14 protein-coding genes and 2 pseudogenes are annotated in these 16,689 nt (G+C 67.9%); 7 read left to right on the plus strand and 9 right to left on the minus strand.

Going from position 1 to position 16,689, the window contains the following annotated elements; translation table 11 throughout:
* Nucleotides 1-85: 85 nt before the first annotated feature.
* A pseudogene (locus tag ACIOHG_RS37480) lies at nt 86-637 on the plus strand (transposase); the annotation flags it as partial.
* The gene (locus ACIOHG_RS37485; protein ID WP_400958093.1) at nt 634-1,032 is read left to right on the plus strand and encodes a hypothetical protein; all 399 of its coding nucleotides are present in this window, start codon (nt 634-636) and stop codon (nt 1,030-1,032) included. The pseudogene ACIOHG_RS37480 and the gene ACIOHG_RS37485, both read left to right, overlap by 4 nt.
* 143 nt (nt 1,033-1,175) lie before the next feature.
* On the opposite strand, the gene ACIOHG_RS37490 is transcribed toward ACIOHG_RS37485, so the two are convergent.
* The 7 genes and pseudogenes from ACIOHG_RS37490 to ACIOHG_RS37520 all read right to left on the minus strand — a co-directional run.
* Nucleotides 1,176-1,769, minus strand: a complete 594-nt coding sequence (locus tag ACIOHG_RS37490; RefSeq protein ID WP_400958095.1) for an HNH endonuclease — start codon at nt 1,767-1,769, stop codon at nt 1,176-1,178.
* Nucleotides 1,770-1,942: 173 nt separating this feature from the next.
* On the minus strand, nt 1,943-3,436 hold the full coding sequence (locus tag ACIOHG_RS37495; RefSeq protein WP_400958097.1) for an AAA family ATPase: 1,494 nt from the start codon (nt 3,434-3,436) through the stop codon (nt 1,943-1,945).
* 963 nt (nt 3,437-4,399) lie between these two features.
* Nucleotides 4,400-5,533: an HNH endonuclease gene (locus ACIOHG_RS37500; RefSeq protein WP_400958117.1), complete on the minus strand. Its 1,134-nt coding sequence runs from the start codon at nt 5,531-5,533 to the stop codon at nt 4,400-4,402.
* Nucleotides 5,534-5,845: 312 nt separating this feature from the next.
* Nucleotides 5,846-6,124: a type II toxin-antitoxin system RelE/ParE family toxin gene (locus ACIOHG_RS37505; protein ID WP_400958099.1), complete on the minus strand. Its 279-nt coding sequence runs from the start codon at nt 6,122-6,124 to the stop codon at nt 5,846-5,848.
* 5 nt (nt 6,125-6,129) lie between these two features.
* Nucleotides 6,130-6,411, minus strand: coding sequence for a type II toxin-antitoxin system Phd/YefM family antitoxin (locus ACIOHG_RS37510; RefSeq protein WP_400958101.1), 282 nt, complete (start codon nt 6,409-6,411; stop codon nt 6,130-6,132).
* 244 nt (nt 6,412-6,655) lie between these two features.
* Entirely contained in the window at nt 6,656-6,913 is a 258-nt protein-coding gene (locus ACIOHG_RS37515) for an ArsR/SmtB family transcription factor (protein WP_400958103.1), read from the minus strand.
* Nucleotides 6,914-7,061: 148 nt separating this feature from the next.
* Nucleotides 7,062-7,736 (minus strand): annotated as a pseudogene (locus ACIOHG_RS37520) (ArsR family transcriptional regulator); the annotation flags it as partial.
* A 35-nt stretch (nt 7,737-7,771) separates the two neighbouring features.
* Between ACIOHG_RS37520 and ACIOHG_RS37525 the strand changes: the two are divergent.
* The 3 genes from ACIOHG_RS37525 (at nt 7,772) to ACIOHG_RS37535 (ending at nt 11,089) form a co-directional block, all read left to right on the plus strand.
* On the plus strand, nt 7,772-9,106 hold the full coding sequence (locus ACIOHG_RS37525) for an MFS transporter (RefSeq protein ID WP_400958105.1): 1,335 nt from the start codon (nt 7,772-7,774) through the stop codon (nt 9,104-9,106).
* Nucleotides 9,107-9,956: 850 nt separating this feature from the next.
* A complete protein-coding gene (locus ACIOHG_RS37530; protein WP_400958107.1) occupies nt 9,957-10,430 on the plus strand; it encodes a hypothetical protein in 474 nt (157 codons plus the stop codon).
* Nucleotides 10,427-11,089 carry a hypothetical protein gene (locus tag ACIOHG_RS37535; protein ID WP_400958109.1) on the plus strand — a complete coding sequence of 221 codons (663 nt, stop codon included), beginning with the start codon at nt 10,427-10,429 and terminating at the stop codon, nt 11,087-11,089. Before ACIOHG_RS37530 ends, ACIOHG_RS37535 begins: the two co-directional genes overlap by 4 nt.
* A gap of 137 nt (nt 11,090-11,226) precedes the next feature.
* On the opposite strand, the gene ACIOHG_RS37540 is transcribed toward ACIOHG_RS37535, so the two are convergent.
* Nucleotides 11,227-11,685, minus strand: a complete 459-nt coding sequence (locus ACIOHG_RS37540; RefSeq protein WP_400958111.1) for an SRPBCC family protein — start codon at nt 11,683-11,685, stop codon at nt 11,227-11,229.
* A gap of 256 nt (nt 11,686-11,941) precedes the next feature.
* Between ACIOHG_RS37540 and ACIOHG_RS37545 the strand changes: the two genes are divergently transcribed.
* The gene (locus ACIOHG_RS37545) at nt 11,942-13,156 is read left to right on the plus strand and encodes a metallophosphoesterase (protein ID WP_400958118.1); all 1,215 of its coding nucleotides are present in this window, start codon (nt 11,942-11,944) and stop codon (nt 13,154-13,156) included.
* Between the two features lie 119 nt (nt 13,157-13,275).
* Nucleotides 13,276-15,243, plus strand: coding sequence for a lamin tail domain-containing protein (locus ACIOHG_RS37550; RefSeq protein WP_400958113.1), 1,968 nt, complete (start codon nt 13,276-13,278; stop codon nt 15,241-15,243).
* 61 nt (nt 15,244-15,304) lie between these two features.
* On the opposite strand, the gene ACIOHG_RS37555 is transcribed toward ACIOHG_RS37550, so the two are convergent.
* Nucleotides 15,305-16,591 (minus strand): cellulase family glycosylhydrolase, encoded by a 1,287-nt coding sequence (locus tag ACIOHG_RS37555; RefSeq protein WP_400958115.1) that lies wholly within the window; start codon nt 16,589-16,591, stop codon nt 15,305-15,307.
* Nucleotides 16,592-16,689: the final 98 nt, after the last annotated feature.

The raw sequence follows: 16,689 nt of genomic DNA on the forward strand, positions 1-16,689 counted from the left end.
CAGGTACGACAAGCGCGTGTACGTCTTCCTCGGCACCGTCACGGCCGCCGCCCTGGCCATCTGGCTCCGCTCATGATCGCACGGACAGAACCTAGAGGACCCGTCTCTGGTGATCATCGACACCCAGTCCGTCCGCGCGGCGGCCGGGGTGCCGAAGGAGACGACGGGGCTGGACGCGAACAAGAAGACGTCCGGCAGGAAGCGGGGACTGGCCGTCGACGTGCTGGGCCTGGTCATCGGCGTGGTGGTCCTGGCCGCGAGCGCGCACGACAACGAGGCCGGCATCGCCCTGCTGGACCAGGCGGCGATGCGGTGCGGGATGCGCCTGGAGAAAGTCCTGGTCGACCAGGGCTTCAAGGATGCCGTGGTCATCCACGGGGCGGCGAAGGACATTACCGTCGAGGTGGTCCGCCGCAACCCCGACGACGCGGGCAAGGGGTTCGTTCCGCAACCGAAGCGATGGGTGGTCGAGCAGGTCAACGGCACCCTCATGCTCCACCGCCGCCTCGCCCGCGACTACGACCACCGGCCCGACAACGCCGCCTCCCGCGTCTACTGGGCCTCCACCGCCGACATGCTCCGCCGCCTCACCACCCCCAGCCCCGCCTGGCGCGACGACGTCGAGCTGGCCGCGTGAACGTCACCGAACTCCTGCGGCTGCTGCAGGCCGAACACGACGAGACCGCCGCACGCGCCCACAGCCTGCGCAAACAGATCGACCAACTCACCACAGCCCTGGCCGAGACAGAGGCCCGCCTCGCCGAGATCGTCACCACCGGCAAGGTCATCGACGACCTCGTCCTGCCCGACCACGAACCGGCCGCTGCGGAGACCGCCACCGTCTACCAGCGCATCGTGACCGTTTTCAACGAGCATCCCCGGCAGGTCTTCCGGGTCCGCGAACTGCACGAACTCCTCGGCCTGCCCACCGACGAGCCCTCGATCAACGTCACCCGCTCCCGCCTGGGACGACTCGTCCGCCAAGGAGTCCTCGACCAACCCGGACGCGGCCGCTACCAGAAACGGACTTAACGCCCTCTCAGATCTCAAACGCTGTCTGACATCGATGATTGGGGTTCTTGCCGGCCAGAGCCAGTGCGCTTTGTGGCCCTGAAAGCTGCCATGGCATGCCTCATCCCTGCGGGCTCAACTCAAATCTCCACTGCAACAAGGGCCTACGAGATATCAGGCCAAACAGACTCCCTGAGGTGCGCCTGAACCTCAGGGCTGCGCATAACGTCAAGGAATCCAACTCTCACCACACCTTCGAATAGAATGTCAGCAATTGGCGACAACGCCTGATCCAGAAGGGCACGAAGCACTCCAGCGAATGGCTCATCTCGAATATTGGCGGCAATTCTGTCCGCTTCAGTTCGATCCGACTCCCAGTGGCGAAGCCAGCTGTCAATGCTGGTGGCCAGCGAACCAATGGCCTGGAGGCGAGCCTCCTCGCGCTGATCCTCGTTCAATCCACAGGTCTTCTCAGTATATATCCCTCGCTCCGTAATTCCAATGTAAGTACCAGTAGTCAAGCTGAGTTGGATATGATCCGCAGGGTCCTCAACTGTCGGATCCACGAGCAGGGGCCTTCCCGCTGGATCTACTTCATGCAGGCCATTCTTAAAGCGAGTATTGCAAGGACCGCAAGCGAGGATATAGTTGAGCCAGGTGAACGCTTTCGTCGGATCAGCTTTCACTGGAATATAATGATCAATATTATCTGCCAGATCCTGCCCACAATACATGCAGCACGAAATGCCTACTGACATTTCCCGGAGCGCAGCAAGTGCAGGCCCGTAAGCCTCTCTTCGAAACGTCTTCCGCCCCCAAGCTAGGTCAGCGGTCTTCTTGCGCGCTGCCTCCTCCTTCCCCTTAACTTCTTCAGTAAGGAGAGCAAGCTTTTCTTCTGCGCTGGCCGGCAACGGGAGCCGACGGATCCTGATCAATCCTTGCCCTCTCGATTCTCCCCAATCAATCGTGCTGAGATTTCTTCCACGCGCGTAGTTGCGGAACTTGACAGGCGCCGCTTGAGCTGGCGAAGCTCCTCGAGTTCAGATTCAGAGTACGCTCCAGAAAAAACCTTAGTTTCCAAGGAAACAAGCCTGGCTCGGAGCCCTTGAGCACGTGAGGAGTAGAGAGTGTCCGCCCCAAATAGTTCAGAGATGACTGCATCATCCCCAGTGCCGTAGACAACTCGCCGATAGAGATCTGGACTTACCACGGTCGGAGGAGATGCCTCCTTGGGTCCGGGAAGGCGAATTAGCCCATTCTCGTCGGCCGCCTGACAGATATACGGGCTGTGAGTTGTTACGATGAACTGCACCCTTGGAAAGTGCTCCTTTAGCCACGTCCCGATACGCTGCTGCCAGGATACGTGCAGGTGCGCGTCGACCTCGTCGATCAAGACCACTCCAGGCTGACGCAGCGTCGGCCTCCCGTTCTGCTGGACAATAGAGAAGTCCTCAATAAATGGGTAACAGGAAGCCATTCGGCGAATGATATCGAGCACCAAGGCGACAACCGTGCGATACCCATCGCTCATTTGTCGGAGCGGCATCAACTGACCCGAATCAAGGTCCCTGATCCAAAGTCCACTCAGGTCAACACGTTCGACCCTATAGCTCTCGGGAAGCAGTCCGTCTTGAAGGAGCTCAAAAATAACATCCATGAGCCCATTTACCCGATCCAGCTCAGGAGTATCGAAGCTCTCATGGCGCGCCTGAAGTCGTCGCATGTGAAGATTAATAAGCCACGCAACAGACTCCGAGAGCGACTCGCTTTCGCTAAACAGAGTGCGGACAGCCATCAGTTTCTCGGAATAGTCCGGAACCCTATGAGAGCGCGCCTCTTTTGCCGAGATCTGCGGCCTGTCATTCTCGCTATTCCCATCAGTCAGTCTGCGAAAAGGGCCGTATGCGGCAAAAAACCACCCAGGGAATTGCTGACCCGACCACAGAATCTCATCCAGTGACTCAGGGGCCTTGAAGGACGTACGGGAATACGACAGGATGGAATCGACGTCAAAATCTTCACCGGAATCAGCCTGAGCGACCATTCGCAGCCTGAGCGCTTCTTCGAAGGCCCTAGACGTTGGCTTCCGTCGACCATATGACCAGTGCGCGGACACTGGGCCGCTGTATTCCTCTGTGATTCCGAAGTCCCAGTTTGGATCGCTCACAAGATCCAGAGTCACACTTCCGGACTTTTGGGATTCAGAGAGCCAGCTCTCCAGTGATTCCTCAACTTGGGTAGCGAGCCGCTGCCCGATGATGCAAATGGCAATCGCCCTCAAGAGAGTCGTCTTGCCAGATCCGTTTCGGCCAGCCAGGACGGTCCAGCCTGCATAGGAGCCATCCGGGCGCGCGAAATCAAGGAGCACCTTTCGGCGCCCATCAAACCCACGGACTCCATTCATTTTGAGTTTCTTAACGTACACAACTCACTCTTTCAAGGGCAGATAGTCTGGGGCTATTGGACCCCACGAGGTGGCGTCTTGTTCTGGCGGTCGGGTTCGACTGCTGCCAAGCGGGCCCCTGCTCCCGATCGAACAGGCTCTCCCGACTTCGAAGGTGCTCACCCTTGTACCCCATAGCGATGACGGTACCGGGTGCACTCCCTCTAGCCGAAGGGCATTCGGGAGAGTTCTTGCGGAGTGGTCCCCTCCGGGCGTTGTCGAGTGGATGCCCTGCGACGCGCATGGGCATGCATGGCGGCTGGGCGGAGGCCCAGCGGCTATAACTGCGGCACGCTGGCCAAGAGGCAGCGCCATGCAGTCGGCCCCGTCGGCCGCACCAAGCCGGGCGCGCCTATCAGCATGCAGACCCTGAGGAGAGGTATCGCGGCAAGGCCTCGTGTGTGCTTGGGAGGCCGCTGTCTCCCCTCTACCGGCCATCCAGCGCCAGGCACGCGGCTGATGGCAGTCAACCCGAAGCTGCGCAACGGGGACGCTACTTGCGCCGCTCCTCGCGCGAGGCGGCGATTGAGGTGACTTGCTACCCAGGGGCTCTCGTCTCACTTTTCGCCTCGTTCACCCCCGGGCGCCCCAGTTCAGTGAGCATGCAGGAAGGTTGGATCGCAGCATCTCGGGGCCCACGCGTCCACAGCCAGGTACAAGGATGGGGATTTGGAAAGCATGTTTGAATAAAACCCTCATGAGTTCGAATCTTGTATCTCCGCCAGCAGAAGTCCCGAACCACTCAGCAGCCCGGCCTTCGTCATCTCTCCACCTCAGGCTCCGGGTCGCTGCCCCTCACGCTGGGGAGTTGGCGCGGGGCCCGGTAATTCCGCGAGATGCGGTCACCGACCGCTGCTCACAGGTCTACCTCGCCTTCGAGCAGGCCAGGCGAGGCCTGAGGTCAGTACCACGAGAGTGGCTGCGACGACCCTACCTGACGCGTCGTCACATACGTACGTGCGCGTCCAAGTCCCTGAGCTGTCGCTCGTACTCGGCCGCCACTTTTTCAGATGCGGTCACAGCTCTGAACACTCGCGTCTGATCCCACTCGATCAGCAGACGGTCACTCTTGCTCGCATTGCAGGACCGGCAAGCGGGGACGAGATTCGACGGATGCTCCCAACCTCCATGCCCTGATAGCGGGCGAACGTGATCTACCTCAGTCGCCTCATCACCGCAGTACACGCACGGTCCTTCCGCCCTGACCCTGACGTACTCCTCGGCCGAGACAGGCCCAGCGACCTGAGCGGCTAGCTTCCGAGCGCGGTAGGCGTTGCCACTCGAACGGGACATCGCCGCTCGCACGGCGGCTGGAAGTTGGCGCCACCAGCAGCGGCCACACCGGGAAGTGCGCATGTGGAAGGTTTCACCGCAGTCAGGACACTCACGCTCAGACTTACGACACTCGTTGCACGAGCTCCGATCGCCCCAGTAGACCGTTGCGCAACCGTCCACGGTGCATTCCCGTTCAAACGTTCGACATGCGATGCAGCGCACAGTCGTACCGCGATACACGTTGGGGCATTCCTCTGCGGCACACTCCCGAGTCTTAGCTCGGTGGTGCCAGCAACGGCTCTGCGTGCCTCTGAAGACCGTCGAGCATTTCCGGGCCACGCACTCTCGCGCAGGAGTCAGACAGGTGCGACAGTTCAGCGCGTTGCCCCGATAGACGTTGGCGCAGCCCGGAGAGGCGCAGCTCCTCTTCTTGGCACGACAGGCGGAGCACACGAGGTTTGACGCTGCGGAGATGGTGTTGGCGCACCCTGGGGCGCTGCAGGTCCGCGTGGGGTAGCGGTGACGCGAACAAAAGCGACTACCGGCAGTCCAGAACTTGGCGCCGCAGCCACTGTGGGCGCAGACCTGTTGCTTAGTGCGGCACCGCGTGCAATATCGGTTTGTGGCGGTGAACACCGCGCTACACGTCGGCGTGGCGCACTCGCGCTCCACCCTCGCCATGTCGCCCCCAAGCCCAGTGATTGTCCGCGGCGAGCATAGGAGCTGGCTCTGACACTGTGGAGCCAGCTCCACCCCAGCCGCAGAAGCCGGCCTACGAGGCTGTGGTCTCAGTTTTGGTCTCATTCGCTGGAGTTCGCCGGGGTTCAACTCACGCTCCCGGCCACGCACCGGCGCAGGTCAGGACGGTCGTGGCCCCAGGCGGACACCGTTCGGGAAAATTGGAAAGCGTGTTGGGGGCAACCCCTCACGAGTTCGAATCTCGTATCCTCCGCCTGATCGAAGGCCCGGACCGCTTCGAAGCGGTCCGGGCCTTCGGCGTTCACAGTCTCAATCTGCAGTCTCAACGGCCGACTCTCATGCCTTGGAGCAGAGGAGGGGCCACCGACAGTGTCGTCCCACCGGCCTGAGCGTCACGGATGATCAGCGCAACAGCACCTACAGGTCGCGGTACACGTCGCGGCGGTTTCCGGCAGCCATCACCCACACGATCAGCTGGCCGTCCTCGATCGTGTACACGACGCGGTAGTCGCCGACCCTGAGGCGCCAGCGCGAGCTGTGCCCCTGAAGGGCCTTGATGTCGAAGGCCGTTGTGTCGCCCTCGTCCAGCCCCTTCTGGAGTTCAGTCAGGCGATAGAGGATCCGCAGAGCATCGGGGCGCGGGATCTTGAGCATGTCCCGTTGCGCGTGCGGGGTGAACCGCGTCACGTAGCCCATAGAAATCAGGAGTGGTGGGCACGGAGCAGGGCGGCCATCTCTTCGAGCGAGACCGAACCTTCGGCGCCTTCGGATTCCGCCTCGTCGGCCAACTGGTTCAGCCAGGACTCCTCGGCCTGCTCAGCCAACCGGCTCAGCCGCCGGTACTCAAGGATGTCGATCACGACGGCCTCCTGCTTACCGCGCCGAGTAATGATCGTCGGGGTCTCGTCCCGACGGGCCCGGTCGAGGACGTCCGCCAAGTGACTGCGAACCTCGGCCATGGATGCGATCACCGGTTCACTCATGTCACAAATGTAGCAGATGTACATGTGATCTTCGAGACTCCGCCCACCCGCCTCCGAGCTCCGCCATCCGGAGCCCCTTTGGACATGGGGTGCCCAATGACCTGCTTGCAGTTCTGGTTGCGTTCACCCCCGTTCGGGGCCGTCCGCAACTCAGCGGCCGAACTGCTCCATCCCAGGTCAGAACGCCTATGTTCACATTCGAACATCCGGACGAATATTTGGAAAGCGTGTTGGGGGCAACCCCTCACGAGCCGCCTGATCGAAGGCCCGGACCGCTGCGAAGCGGTCCGGGCCTTCGGCGTCTACCCGCTCCAGTCGGTTGCGGCGTCAGCAGGGCTTCGGCGGCCTCGGTGCGGACGTAGAGCACGTACCGCCCGCTTCGATGTGCGTTCACCAGGCCCGCGGCGCGTAGTGCTGCCAGGTGCTGGGAGACACCGCCGGCCGTGATCCCGGTGCGCCGGGCCAGGTCGGTCGTCGAGGCCGGGCCGGCGAGTTCGGCCACCAGCGTGGCCCTGGAGCGACCGAGGACCGATGCCAGGGCGTGTGGGGGGGCCGGCCCGGCGTTCCCAGAGCGTGGCCACTCCGTGGGGCGGGAAGCGCAGCACGGGTTGCCAGGTCGGGCTGGTCACGGAGAAGACCTGGGGCCAGACGAACACCGACGGCACGAGGAGCAGACCGTGCCCGCCGAGGTGCCGGATGCCGTGGGTATGACGGTGCTGGACGTGCAGCGTGTCGGCGTCCCAGGCCACCTTGGGGTCGAGGTCGTTGAGCAGTTGCTGGGCGCCGCCTTCCGCGAGGAGCAGGGCTCGGCGGAGCACGTCGCCTTCCAGCAGGGAGCGCATCCGCGGCCAGTACGGGGCGACGGCGATCTCCCAGTAGGCGTGCACGGTCTCGGTGAGTTCCGCCAGGCCCCGGTCCGGATCGTTCAGGAGCGCGTCGATCCGCTCGGATCGCGGTGCCCGCCGGCCCCCGAGGCCGGCGCGGAGTTGCTCCGGCGTGGTGGATCTCAGGACGGCGAGCTCAAGTCCGATATCAGGCACCGAGGTTGTGGGTGGTGGAGCGATGAAGACCGGTATGAGCCGCGGCGGCTGCGGGACCAGGTCGGCGAGCAGGGCCCAGTCCAGCCCCGAGGCCGCCAGTCGTGGCCGGACCTCGTCGCTCCACGGCCGGAAGAACGGGTGCTCGGCGGGGTTCTTGATGATCCGGACGCTGGCCACCACCTCCCACAGGGGTGACAGCGCGAACCTGGTGCGGGCCAGATCGCGGGTGGAGAACGCCAGGTTCAGCACGGTGCTTCCTTTCGATTCAGCACAGCCTGAATTCATCGCCCGCCCGGTCGGGCGGACCGCAGGCTCGCTCCATGACCACGACCGATCGAATGCAGCAGTCCGTCCCGCCCACGCCCGTACCGGGACCGCGCCGTTCGGTGCTCCGCGACCGAGGCTTCCGGCTACTGATCGGTGCGGTGGCGGTGAGCAAGCTCGGCACTTCGGTCCACTCGCTCGCCCTCCCGCTGGCGGCGGTGCTCGCCCTGCACGCCTCGGCCGGCCAGGTCGGCCTGCTGTCGATGCTGGGCACCCTCTGCTTCCTCCTGCTCGGCCTGCCGGCCGGTGCCTGGATCGACCGGATGCGGAAGCGCCCGGTGATGATCGCCGCCGATCTGGCCCGGGCGGCACTCTTCGGATCGGTGCCGGTCGCCTGGATGCTGGGTGTCCTGACCATCCATCAGCTCTGTCTGGTCGCCCTGCTGGCGGGCGCGGCCACGGTTTTCTCCGACGTCGCCGCGCAGAGCCACCTCCCCACCCTGGTCGGACGCGAGTTGCTCACCGACGCCAACGCCCACCTGGTGACGGTGGACGCCCTCGCCCAGGTCGGCGGCCGAAGCGCCGGCGGTTTCCTGGTCTCGCTGCTGTCCGCCCCCGCGGCCGTCGCCGTCGACTCGGTCAGCTACCTGTGGTCGGCGGCCTGCCTGCGGCGGATCCGCCCACCCGAACCGCAACCGCAACCGCGTGCCGGTCGCAGTCTGGCCGGTGAGGTCCGCCAGGGCCTGCGGTTCGTGTTCGGCCATCCGCTGCTGCGTCCGATCGCCCTCGCCGGAGCGGCCACCAACCTGTCCATCCAGCTCTGCCGGACCATGCTCCCCGTGGTGTTCGTCCGGGAGTTGGGCCTCCCCGGCAGCACGATCGGCCTGTTCTTCGCCACCGGCGGGATCGGTGTCTTCCTGGGCTCGCTGTCGGCCCGGTGGCTCACCCGCCGCTTCGGCGCGGGCCGGGTGCTGTGGCTGATGGGCCTGACGGTCACTCCGCTGGGCGTCCTGGTCGCGCTGGTCGACCGTGGCCCGGCACTCTGGTTGGCGGCCGGGGCTTGGCTCGTCATGACCTGCAAGGTCGGCATCGACAAGGTGATCAAGGTCAGCTTCCGCCAGCACGCCACCCCCGACCTCCTGCTCGGCCGGATGAACGCCACGATGCGCGTGGTCCTCACCGGCTCTCTCACCATCGGCGCCGCCCTGGCCGCCCTCCTCGGCGAGTTCGCCTCCCCCCGTACCGCTCTCTGGATCGGCACGGCCGGCTTCGCCACGGTCTGGATCCCGATCCTCTGCTCCCCCCTCCGCACCATCCGCCACCTGCCCGGACCGCCGGCCGACAGCGAGGCGCGAGCCTGGAGCACCGGCCCCCGGCAGAACCGAGGGTGAGGCCAGGGCCGTTCCGGTCGCGTGCCCCCTCGTCCAGCCGGGTTCAGCCGCGCCTCGGCGCCTCGCTCCGCGACAGGTCAGAACAGGTGCGGACCCCGGCGGACGAGGTTCGGGAGAACGGGAGGGTGCGGGAGAACGGAAAAGCGTGTTGGGGGCAGGCCCTCGCGAGTTCGAATCCGGTGTCCTCCGCCTGATCGAGGGCCCGTACCGAGCTCGGGTTCCAGGAGTCGTTGCGTGGTTCCAGTTCTGTTCGGCCGTGCGGAGCAGGGGTGGGACGGTCGAAGCGGTGTGACGGGCGTCGTGCGGGCCGACCGTCCGGGCCGACCATTCGCTCCATGGACGAATAGCTGGCCGGAGCCGGCGCATCGACGGTGGAGTGCTCCTGGGCGCCGATGGGCGTCCGGCACCCGTAGCCTTCTCCGTCCTGGAAGGACCACCATGCTTTCTGCTCGTGCCACCCGGCTGCTCGCAGTGGCCACGCTCAGCCTCGGTGCCACCCTCGTTTTCAGCCCCACCAAGGCGTTCGCCGTTCCCGAGGGGCCTACCCGATCGGCTCCGGGTCGTGCCAGGCCACCGAGAAGATCGGACTCCACTGGGTCAACGGCGCCTACCACGACGAGATGGCGAACGACCCGACCCAGAACTCGGCGTCCGACCCCGTGCTCGGCCGGGCCGCGCGGAGGGCCGGGCCGGGATATCCGGCTGCTCACGCCATACCCCGTGAGCAGGAGAGGCGCGACGGCGGAGGTCTGCTTCCCGCACCTGGCGAACCGGGAGCCCCCGCCGGGGGCATTGGTTCGTCGGCGCACGCCATTAAAGTCCTGAGCAAGGACAGTGGGAAGGAGCGGGCGTGGCGGTCAACGAAGATCAGTACAGCGATATCCTCGACAAACTCCGGGCCAGGATGCCGAATCTGGCCGATCAAGTGGAACAGGAGGTCCGGTACGGCCGCACGGTCTCCGAGCAAGGGCTCCGGAGCGAGGGCCGGTACGAGGAACGGGCCAGCCGCTTGGCCGAAACGGAGCTGCCGCCCCTCGGCAAGAGCGATGTCTCGGTGATCCCCTACACCGGGACGGAACGCCTGGAGCTGATCCGCGAAGCCCTGCTCACGCTGGCCGAGACGATGTACGCCACGAGAAAGGCCACGCTGGACATGGCTGTGGAACGCGGGATGGAGGCGGAGGTCGAATTCGGGGACCCGGAATTCGAGGACATCTCCCATATCGATCTGCGGGAGGAATCGGCCCGAGCACACCAGGCCCTGGTCACCGTACGGGAGTTGCTGGCCCCGGGCCCGGAGTCGCCCTCGCAGGTTGTCCGATGACCCGGGCCGGTCTGGTCGCCGCCATCGAGCTGGCGATCGGCACGCTGCAGCAGGTGTACCGGAACAGCGCGGACGAGTCCGACCTGTACGAGGCATCCCTGCTCGTGCTGTGCCTCGATGCGGCGCAGGCCGCCGGTGGAACCGTCCTCCTCACCCAGGACGGCAGGAATCCGGCCGCCGCCCTTCGCTTCCGCAGGTCTCCGGGCAACGTCTGGTCGGGCGACTTCACCTACGCACTGGTCAGTTTCCCCGACACGCAGAAGAAGCTCGAAGTTCACCTGGGCGTTTTCGTGGTCGCCGGCCGATCGAAGGTAGCTCACGAGTGCGATGTCGCGATCCTCGATCACCAGGAGGCCGAACGCAGCCGGCAGGCTGCCGTCCACCCCCGGAACAGCAAGCTGGTCGCCGCGATCGAAGCCAAGCACTACAGCTCGTCACCGTCGTTGGGCGTCGGCCGCGCCTTCCTCGGCCTCGCGCAAGAACTCGGTGAGAAGAACAGCTCGCTGGTCTACCCGTCGCCCAGTTCGGCCACCCTCGCAGGACTCATCGCCAAGCGTCCCAGTGAGGCCTACTCCGAGCTCCTGCCCGGTACGCCTGCGGCCGAACGGCTGCGGTCACGCCTCGACCAGGCGATCCGGAACTGGAAGGACCGCATCTGATCGCACCAGTACGGCCCAGGCGGTGAGTTTGCCATGCATCCCCAGGAGCTGCCGCGCGGCAGGAGGCCGGCGCCGCCGTCCTCGGCCCGCGGGCCCACGACGCCCTGGCCGGCCGCCGAAGGGGCCCGGGGCGGGGCTCAGGCGGGGCCGAGGCGTTCGGCCAGGATGCGGGCGCGGGCGGTCTGGACGGCGGCGGCCTGGCGGGCGGCGAACCGGAGCAGGCCGAAGGGGGCCTGCAGGTGGAGGGTGTCGGTCACCCGGGTGGTGCCGGCGGTGTGCGGGGCGAGGGCGAAGCTGTAGCGCATCCGGACGCCGCCGGGGCTGGTCACGTCGCCGCCGACGGTGGCCCCGTCCGGCAGGCGGGTGCGGTCGGTGCGGAGGGTGACCCGGATGGCGTTGTCGTGGTCGAGCAGGCCGAGGAAGCGGAAGCGCTCGACGGCGGTGTAGTGGGTGACGTCCGCTGCACGGCGGATGTCGCGCACCTCGACGAGGAGCGGGGAGAGGCCGAGGTAGTTCTCGGGTTCGGCCAGGTGGGAGAGGACGGTCTCGGGGGTGGCCCCGATCTCGTAGGTCTGGCTCAGTTCGGTGCTCGGCACGCCGACTCCCCTGTCAGGCAAGGCTCTTGGGTGAGGCCGTCCGGCGCGGCTCCGGACGTCCGGCTGGATGATCGCACTGTCCGACGGCCGTGGCCAGGGCGGGCGCGGTCGGGGCTGACGCGGCCAGGGCGGGCGCGGTCGGGGCTGACGCGGCCGGGGCGCGGCACCGTGCTCCCCCGGAAGGGGTGCGCCCCGGCGGGAGGATGATGGGGGCTCGGCGACGGAGACGAGGGAGCGGCCCGTGGCAGGCAGTGGAGTGACCGAGGCCGGGGCGACGGCGCCCGGGCGGCAGCGGGCGGGGCGTCCCCGGCGCCCCCGCTCGGCGGCGCGGCGGATCGCGGTGCTGGTGGGCGTGCTGGTGCTGCTCGGGCTGCCGCCGTGGTGGACGCTGTTCGGGGCGGCGGGCTGGCCGCGGCCGGTGGTGGTCGGCGGGGCGGTGGCGATCCTGGGCTGGCTGGTGGCGTTCCCGTTCCTGATGCTGGCGGGGCACCGGCCGGACCGGCGCGACGACCGGGCGGCCCGGGTCGCGGACACCGGTCTCGGGGTGATGTGGGTGCTGTTCACCTGCTCGGTGCTCGGCGCCCTGGCGGACGCGGTGCTGGGGCTGCTGGACGTCGGCGGCGCGGGCCGGGTCGTCGCGGTGGCGGTCGCGCTGCTGGCGGCCGCCGTGCTGGCGTGGGGCCACCACGAGGCGATGCGGGTGCCCCGGGTGCGGGAGGTGGAGGTGCACCTGCCCCGGCTGGGCGCGGGCCTGGACGGGACCCGGGTGGTGGTGCTGGCCGACACCCACTACGGGCCGATCGACCGGGCGGCCTGGTCGGCGCGGGTCACCGCGGCGGTGAACGTGCTCGACCCGGACCTGGTGGTGCACGCGGGCGACATCGCGGACGGCACGCCCGAGCAGCGCCGGGAGCAGTCCGCGCCGCTCGGCGCGGTCCGGGCCCGGCTGGCCCGGGTGTACGTGACGGGCAACCACGAGTACGGCAGCGAGGCGCAGGGCTGGCTGGACCGGATGGCCGAGCTGGGCTGGGAGGCGCTGCACAACCGCCACCTGGTGCTGGAGCGCGGCGGCGACCGCCTGGTGGTGGCGGGCGTGGACGACGTGACCGCCGAGTCCTCCGGGCTGGCCGGCCACCGCACCGACCTGTCCGGCGCGCTGGCCGGCGCGGACCCGGAGCTGCCCGTCCTGCTGGTCGCGCACCAGCCGAAGTTCGTCCCGCAGGCCGCCGCGGCGGGGGTCGACCTGCAGATCTCCGGCCACACCCACGGTGGCCAGATCTGGCCGTTCCACCACCTGGTCCGGCTCGACCAGCCGGTGCTCCAGGGCCTCAGCCACCACGGGGAGCGCACCCGTCTCTACACCAGCCGGGGCACCGGCTTCTGGGGCCCGCCGTTCCGGGTGTTCGCCCCCAGTGAGATCAGCCTGCTGACGCTCCGCCAAGAACGGGATTCGAGCCACCGCCCGGGCTGACGGATCGTCGGCGGAAGGTTCGGGACCTGCGGCTGCCCACCTGTCGTTCCGACGGGGAGCGGGTGGGGTTCAGGCGGCGTACACGCGGTTTCCACGTCGGGTCACCAGAGTTCCGCCCCGTGCCTACCTCACACTCGCGTGTCGGCGTCGCCTCCGTGTGCGCCGCGTCCCTGACCTTCTCCGGGCTGGTCGTCACCGGGCTGCTCGCCGCGCAGCCCGCGGCGGCGGCCGACCCGGCCGGCTACCAGAACGTCCGGATCAACGAAGTCACCTCCGCCAACAGCGACACGGTGGAGCTGTACAACGCCGGCTCGGCCGCGGTGAGCATCAGCGGCTGGAAGATGTCCGACGACGGCTTCGCGCCGCAGACCTTCAGCCCGTCCGCGAGCAGCATCCCGGCGGGCGGTTTCGTCACCTTCAACTCGCCCAAGGGGCTGGGTGATGCGGACAAGGTGGTGATCTACACCGCCGACGGCACCGTGGTCGACCGGGTCGAGTGGGCCACCGGCAGGGCCAAGCCGGCGATGGCCCGGTGCGGCGGCGACGGCACCGGCTCCTGGGTGACCACGACCGCGGCGACCACCTTCGGCTCGGCGAACGCCGCGGGCTGCCCGGCCTCCCTGCCGGCCGCGAGCAAGGTCCGGATCAACGAGGTGAGTTCGGACGGCTCGGACACCGTGGAGCTGTACAACGCCGGTTCGGCCGCGGTCAGCATCAGCGGCTGGAAGTACGTCGACAACGACACCACGCACTCCGCGGTGTCGGTCTCCTCCTCCGCGCCGTCCGCGAGCAGCATCCCGCCCGGCGGCTACCTGACCTTCGACTCGGCGATCGGGCTGGGCGGCAACGACTCGCTGTTCCTGGTCGACGGCAGCGGCAACACCGTCGACTCGGTGACCTGGGCGGCCGCCGGCGCCTCGCCCTCGGACGAGCGCTGCGCCACCGGGTTCCGGACCTCCGCGACCGCGACCTTCGGCGCGGTGAACTCCTGCACGGGCTCCACCCCGGGCGGCGGCGGCACCCCGACCGGCCACCTGCTGGGCGGTGGCGGCGCGTTGACCAGCGGCTGCACCCCCGAGGCGCCGAGCGGCACCGGCCCGAACCCGGCGGGCACGCTGTCCTGGCCGGGCGGCCTCGACGTGACGATCGCGGACAACGTCTGCACGTTCACCACCTCCACCGGCCCCGAGGGCCGGGACGTCAGCGGGCTGGCCTTCGACCCGGCGAACCCGTCCGTGCTGTGGGCCGCGAAGAACAAGAACTGGCTGTACAAGCTGGTCAAGAGCGGCGGCAAGTGGGTGCCGGACGCGACCTGGAGCGCGACCGGCAAGCAGATCCGCTTCGCGGGCGGCACCGGCCAGCCGGACTCCGAGGGCCTGACCGTCGGCCCCAACGGCCACGTCTACGTGACCTCCGAGCGCGACAACAGCAACAACACCGTCCCCAAGGACACCATCATGGAGTTCGACCCGGCGGCCACCGGGACGGTCCTGACGCCCGTCCGCCAGTGGGACATGACCGCGCAGTTCCCGCAGCTGAACACCGGCAGCAAGGACGACGCCAACCTGGGCTTCGAGGGCGTCGGCTACGTCCCGGACAGCTGGCTGACCGCGAACGGCTGGGTCGACCCGCTGACCGGCGCCGCCTACAACCCGGCGAACTACCCGCTGCACGGCGCGGGCCTGTTCTTCGCCGGCCTGGAGTGGGACGGCACCCTGCACGTCTACGGCCTGAACTCGGACGGCAGCTTCACCACCTTCGGCACCGTCGCCACCGGCAAGACCTCGGTGATGGACGTGATGTTCGACGCCGGCACCCAGCGGATCGTCGCCACCTGCGACAACACCTGCGGCGAGACGCACACCTTCCTGAAGGTCGACGCGAGCGGCGCGCTCGTCCCGGACGTGACCTACTCCAACCCGGCCGTGATGCCGGTCGACAACCTGGAGGGCTTCGCGCTCGCCCCGACCTCGACCTGCGTCAACGGCTTCCGCGAGGCGGTCTGGAGCGACGACGGCATCTGGGGCTTCGGCTCCGGCAGCTCCTCGTACGGCCACGCGCTGTACAGCGGCACCTTCCCCTGCTGAGCACGGCGGGCCCGCTCCCCCGGTCGGCCGGAGGGGCGGGCCCGCCGCGGGTGACGGTGCGTCAGTGGTCGGCCCGGCCGCCGCGCACCACGCAGGAGGCGCTGTTCTCCCAGCCCCAGCCGTCCCCGTCCGGATCCGAGGCGGCGCTGACGCAGTACGGGTAGCCGTTCGGCGCGGTGGTGGCGGCGGAACCGGTGTCGGCCCGGCCGCCGCGCACCACGCAGGAGGCGCTGTTCTCCCAGCCCCAGCCGTCCCCGTCCGGGTCCGAGGCGGCGCTGACGCAGTACGGGTAGCCGTTCGGCGCCTTGCTCGGGGCCGGGACGGGGGTGCCGCCGCCGTAGACGGTCGCGGTGCGGGCGGTGGCGGCGATGCCGTTGGCGCCGTGGAAGAGGCGGTTGCCCCAGGCGGTCGGCGCGTTCTTGTCGAAGTTGTTGACCAGGTCGAGGTACTCGACGCCGCCGCCGTTGCCGCTCCAGGACCAGCCGAGGTAGCCGAGGCCCTGGGCCTGTGCGGTGGCCATGACGGCGTCCTCGTCCGGGTCGCCGTCGCTGTGCTGGGCGCCGAACTCGCCGACCACGACCGGGAGTCCGGCCGAGGTGTAGGCGTTCAGGTAGTCCTGCACCTTGGCGGCGGTGTTGTAGACGCCGTACATGTGGACCGAGAAGAGCGTGTTCCGGTCGGGGTCGGCGGCGAACACCGAGGCGGCGTTGTCGCGCATGGTGCCGGACCAGTCCTGGCCCCAGTTCGGGCCGTCGACCATCAGGGCGTGGTGCAGCCCGGCGGCCCGGACCTTGGCGATCGCGCCCTTGGTGGCGGCCGTCCAGGCGGCGTAACCGCTGTTGCCCCAGGGCTCGTTGGCGATGTTGACGACGACGTAGGACTCCTGCCCGATCAGCAGGTTCTTGTTGTCGACCCAGAACTGCGCGGCCCGGTCCAGGGTGCCGGCGGCGGCGTCCTCGCCATAGCCGGTGGTGTCGTGCACCTCCAGCACGCAGATGACCTTGGCGGCCTTGCAGCGGTCGATCAGCGCGGTGATCTCGGCGCCGCCGGTGCGGGTCCACCGGTCGCCGTCGCTGAGCACCACGCGGACGGTGTTGGCGCCCGTGGTGGCGATGTCGGCGATCGCGGTGACCTGGCCCGGGTACCAGGCGTACGCGTGGTTGACGCCGCGCATCACGAACCGGCTGCCGTCGGCCTCGTAGAGGTGGCCGTTGGCGACGTGCAGGCCGGCGGTGGCAGCCGCGGCGCTGCCGGGGGCGAATCCGACGACGGAGAACAGCAGGCCGAGGACGGCGGCGACCGCCGTACCGACAGCCGTGAGCGCCCTGCGGCTGGGCGGCTTTTCCATGACTCTCCGTAAGGTGTTAGGCGGCCCGGGAGGGCCGGATGTGGCTTATGGTTCTCTGCCTTCAGTGGCTTCTGAGGAGTGGCCGTCCGGCTCTCCGG

The organism is Kitasatospora sp. NPDC088134 (assembly GCF_044741705.1).
Classification (GTDB): Bacteria; Actinomycetota; Actinomycetes; order Streptomycetales; family Streptomycetaceae; genus Kitasatospora.

Excerpts from the sequence above, each read along its gene's own strand:
- ACIOHG_RS37500 (WP_400958117.1), bottom strand. The coding sequence starts at position 5,533 with ATGAGACCAAAACTGAGACCACAGCCTCGTAGGCCGGCTTCTGCGGCT.
- ACIOHG_RS37555 (WP_400958115.1), bottom strand. The coding sequence starts at position 16,591 with ATGGAAAAGCCGCCCAGCCGCAGGGCGCTCACGGCTGTCGGTACGGCG.
- ACIOHG_RS37505 (WP_400958099.1), bottom strand. The coding sequence starts at position 6,124 with ATGGGCTACGTGACGCGGTTCACCCCGCACGCGCAACGGGACATGCTC.
- ACIOHG_RS37525 (WP_400958105.1), top strand. The coding sequence starts at position 7,772 with ATGACCACGACCGATCGAATGCAGCAGTCCGTCCCGCCCACGCCCGTA.
- ACIOHG_RS37510 (WP_400958101.1), bottom strand. The coding sequence starts at position 6,411 with ATGAGTGAACCGGTGATCGCATCCATGGCCGAGGTTCGCAGTCACTTG.
- ACIOHG_RS37490 (WP_400958095.1), bottom strand. The coding sequence starts at position 1,769 with ATGTCAGTAGGCATTTCGTGCTGCATGTATTGTGGGCAGGATCTGGCA.
- ACIOHG_RS37535 (WP_400958109.1), top strand. The coding sequence starts at position 10,427 with ATGACCCGGGCCGGTCTGGTCGCCGCCATCGAGCTGGCGATCGGCACG.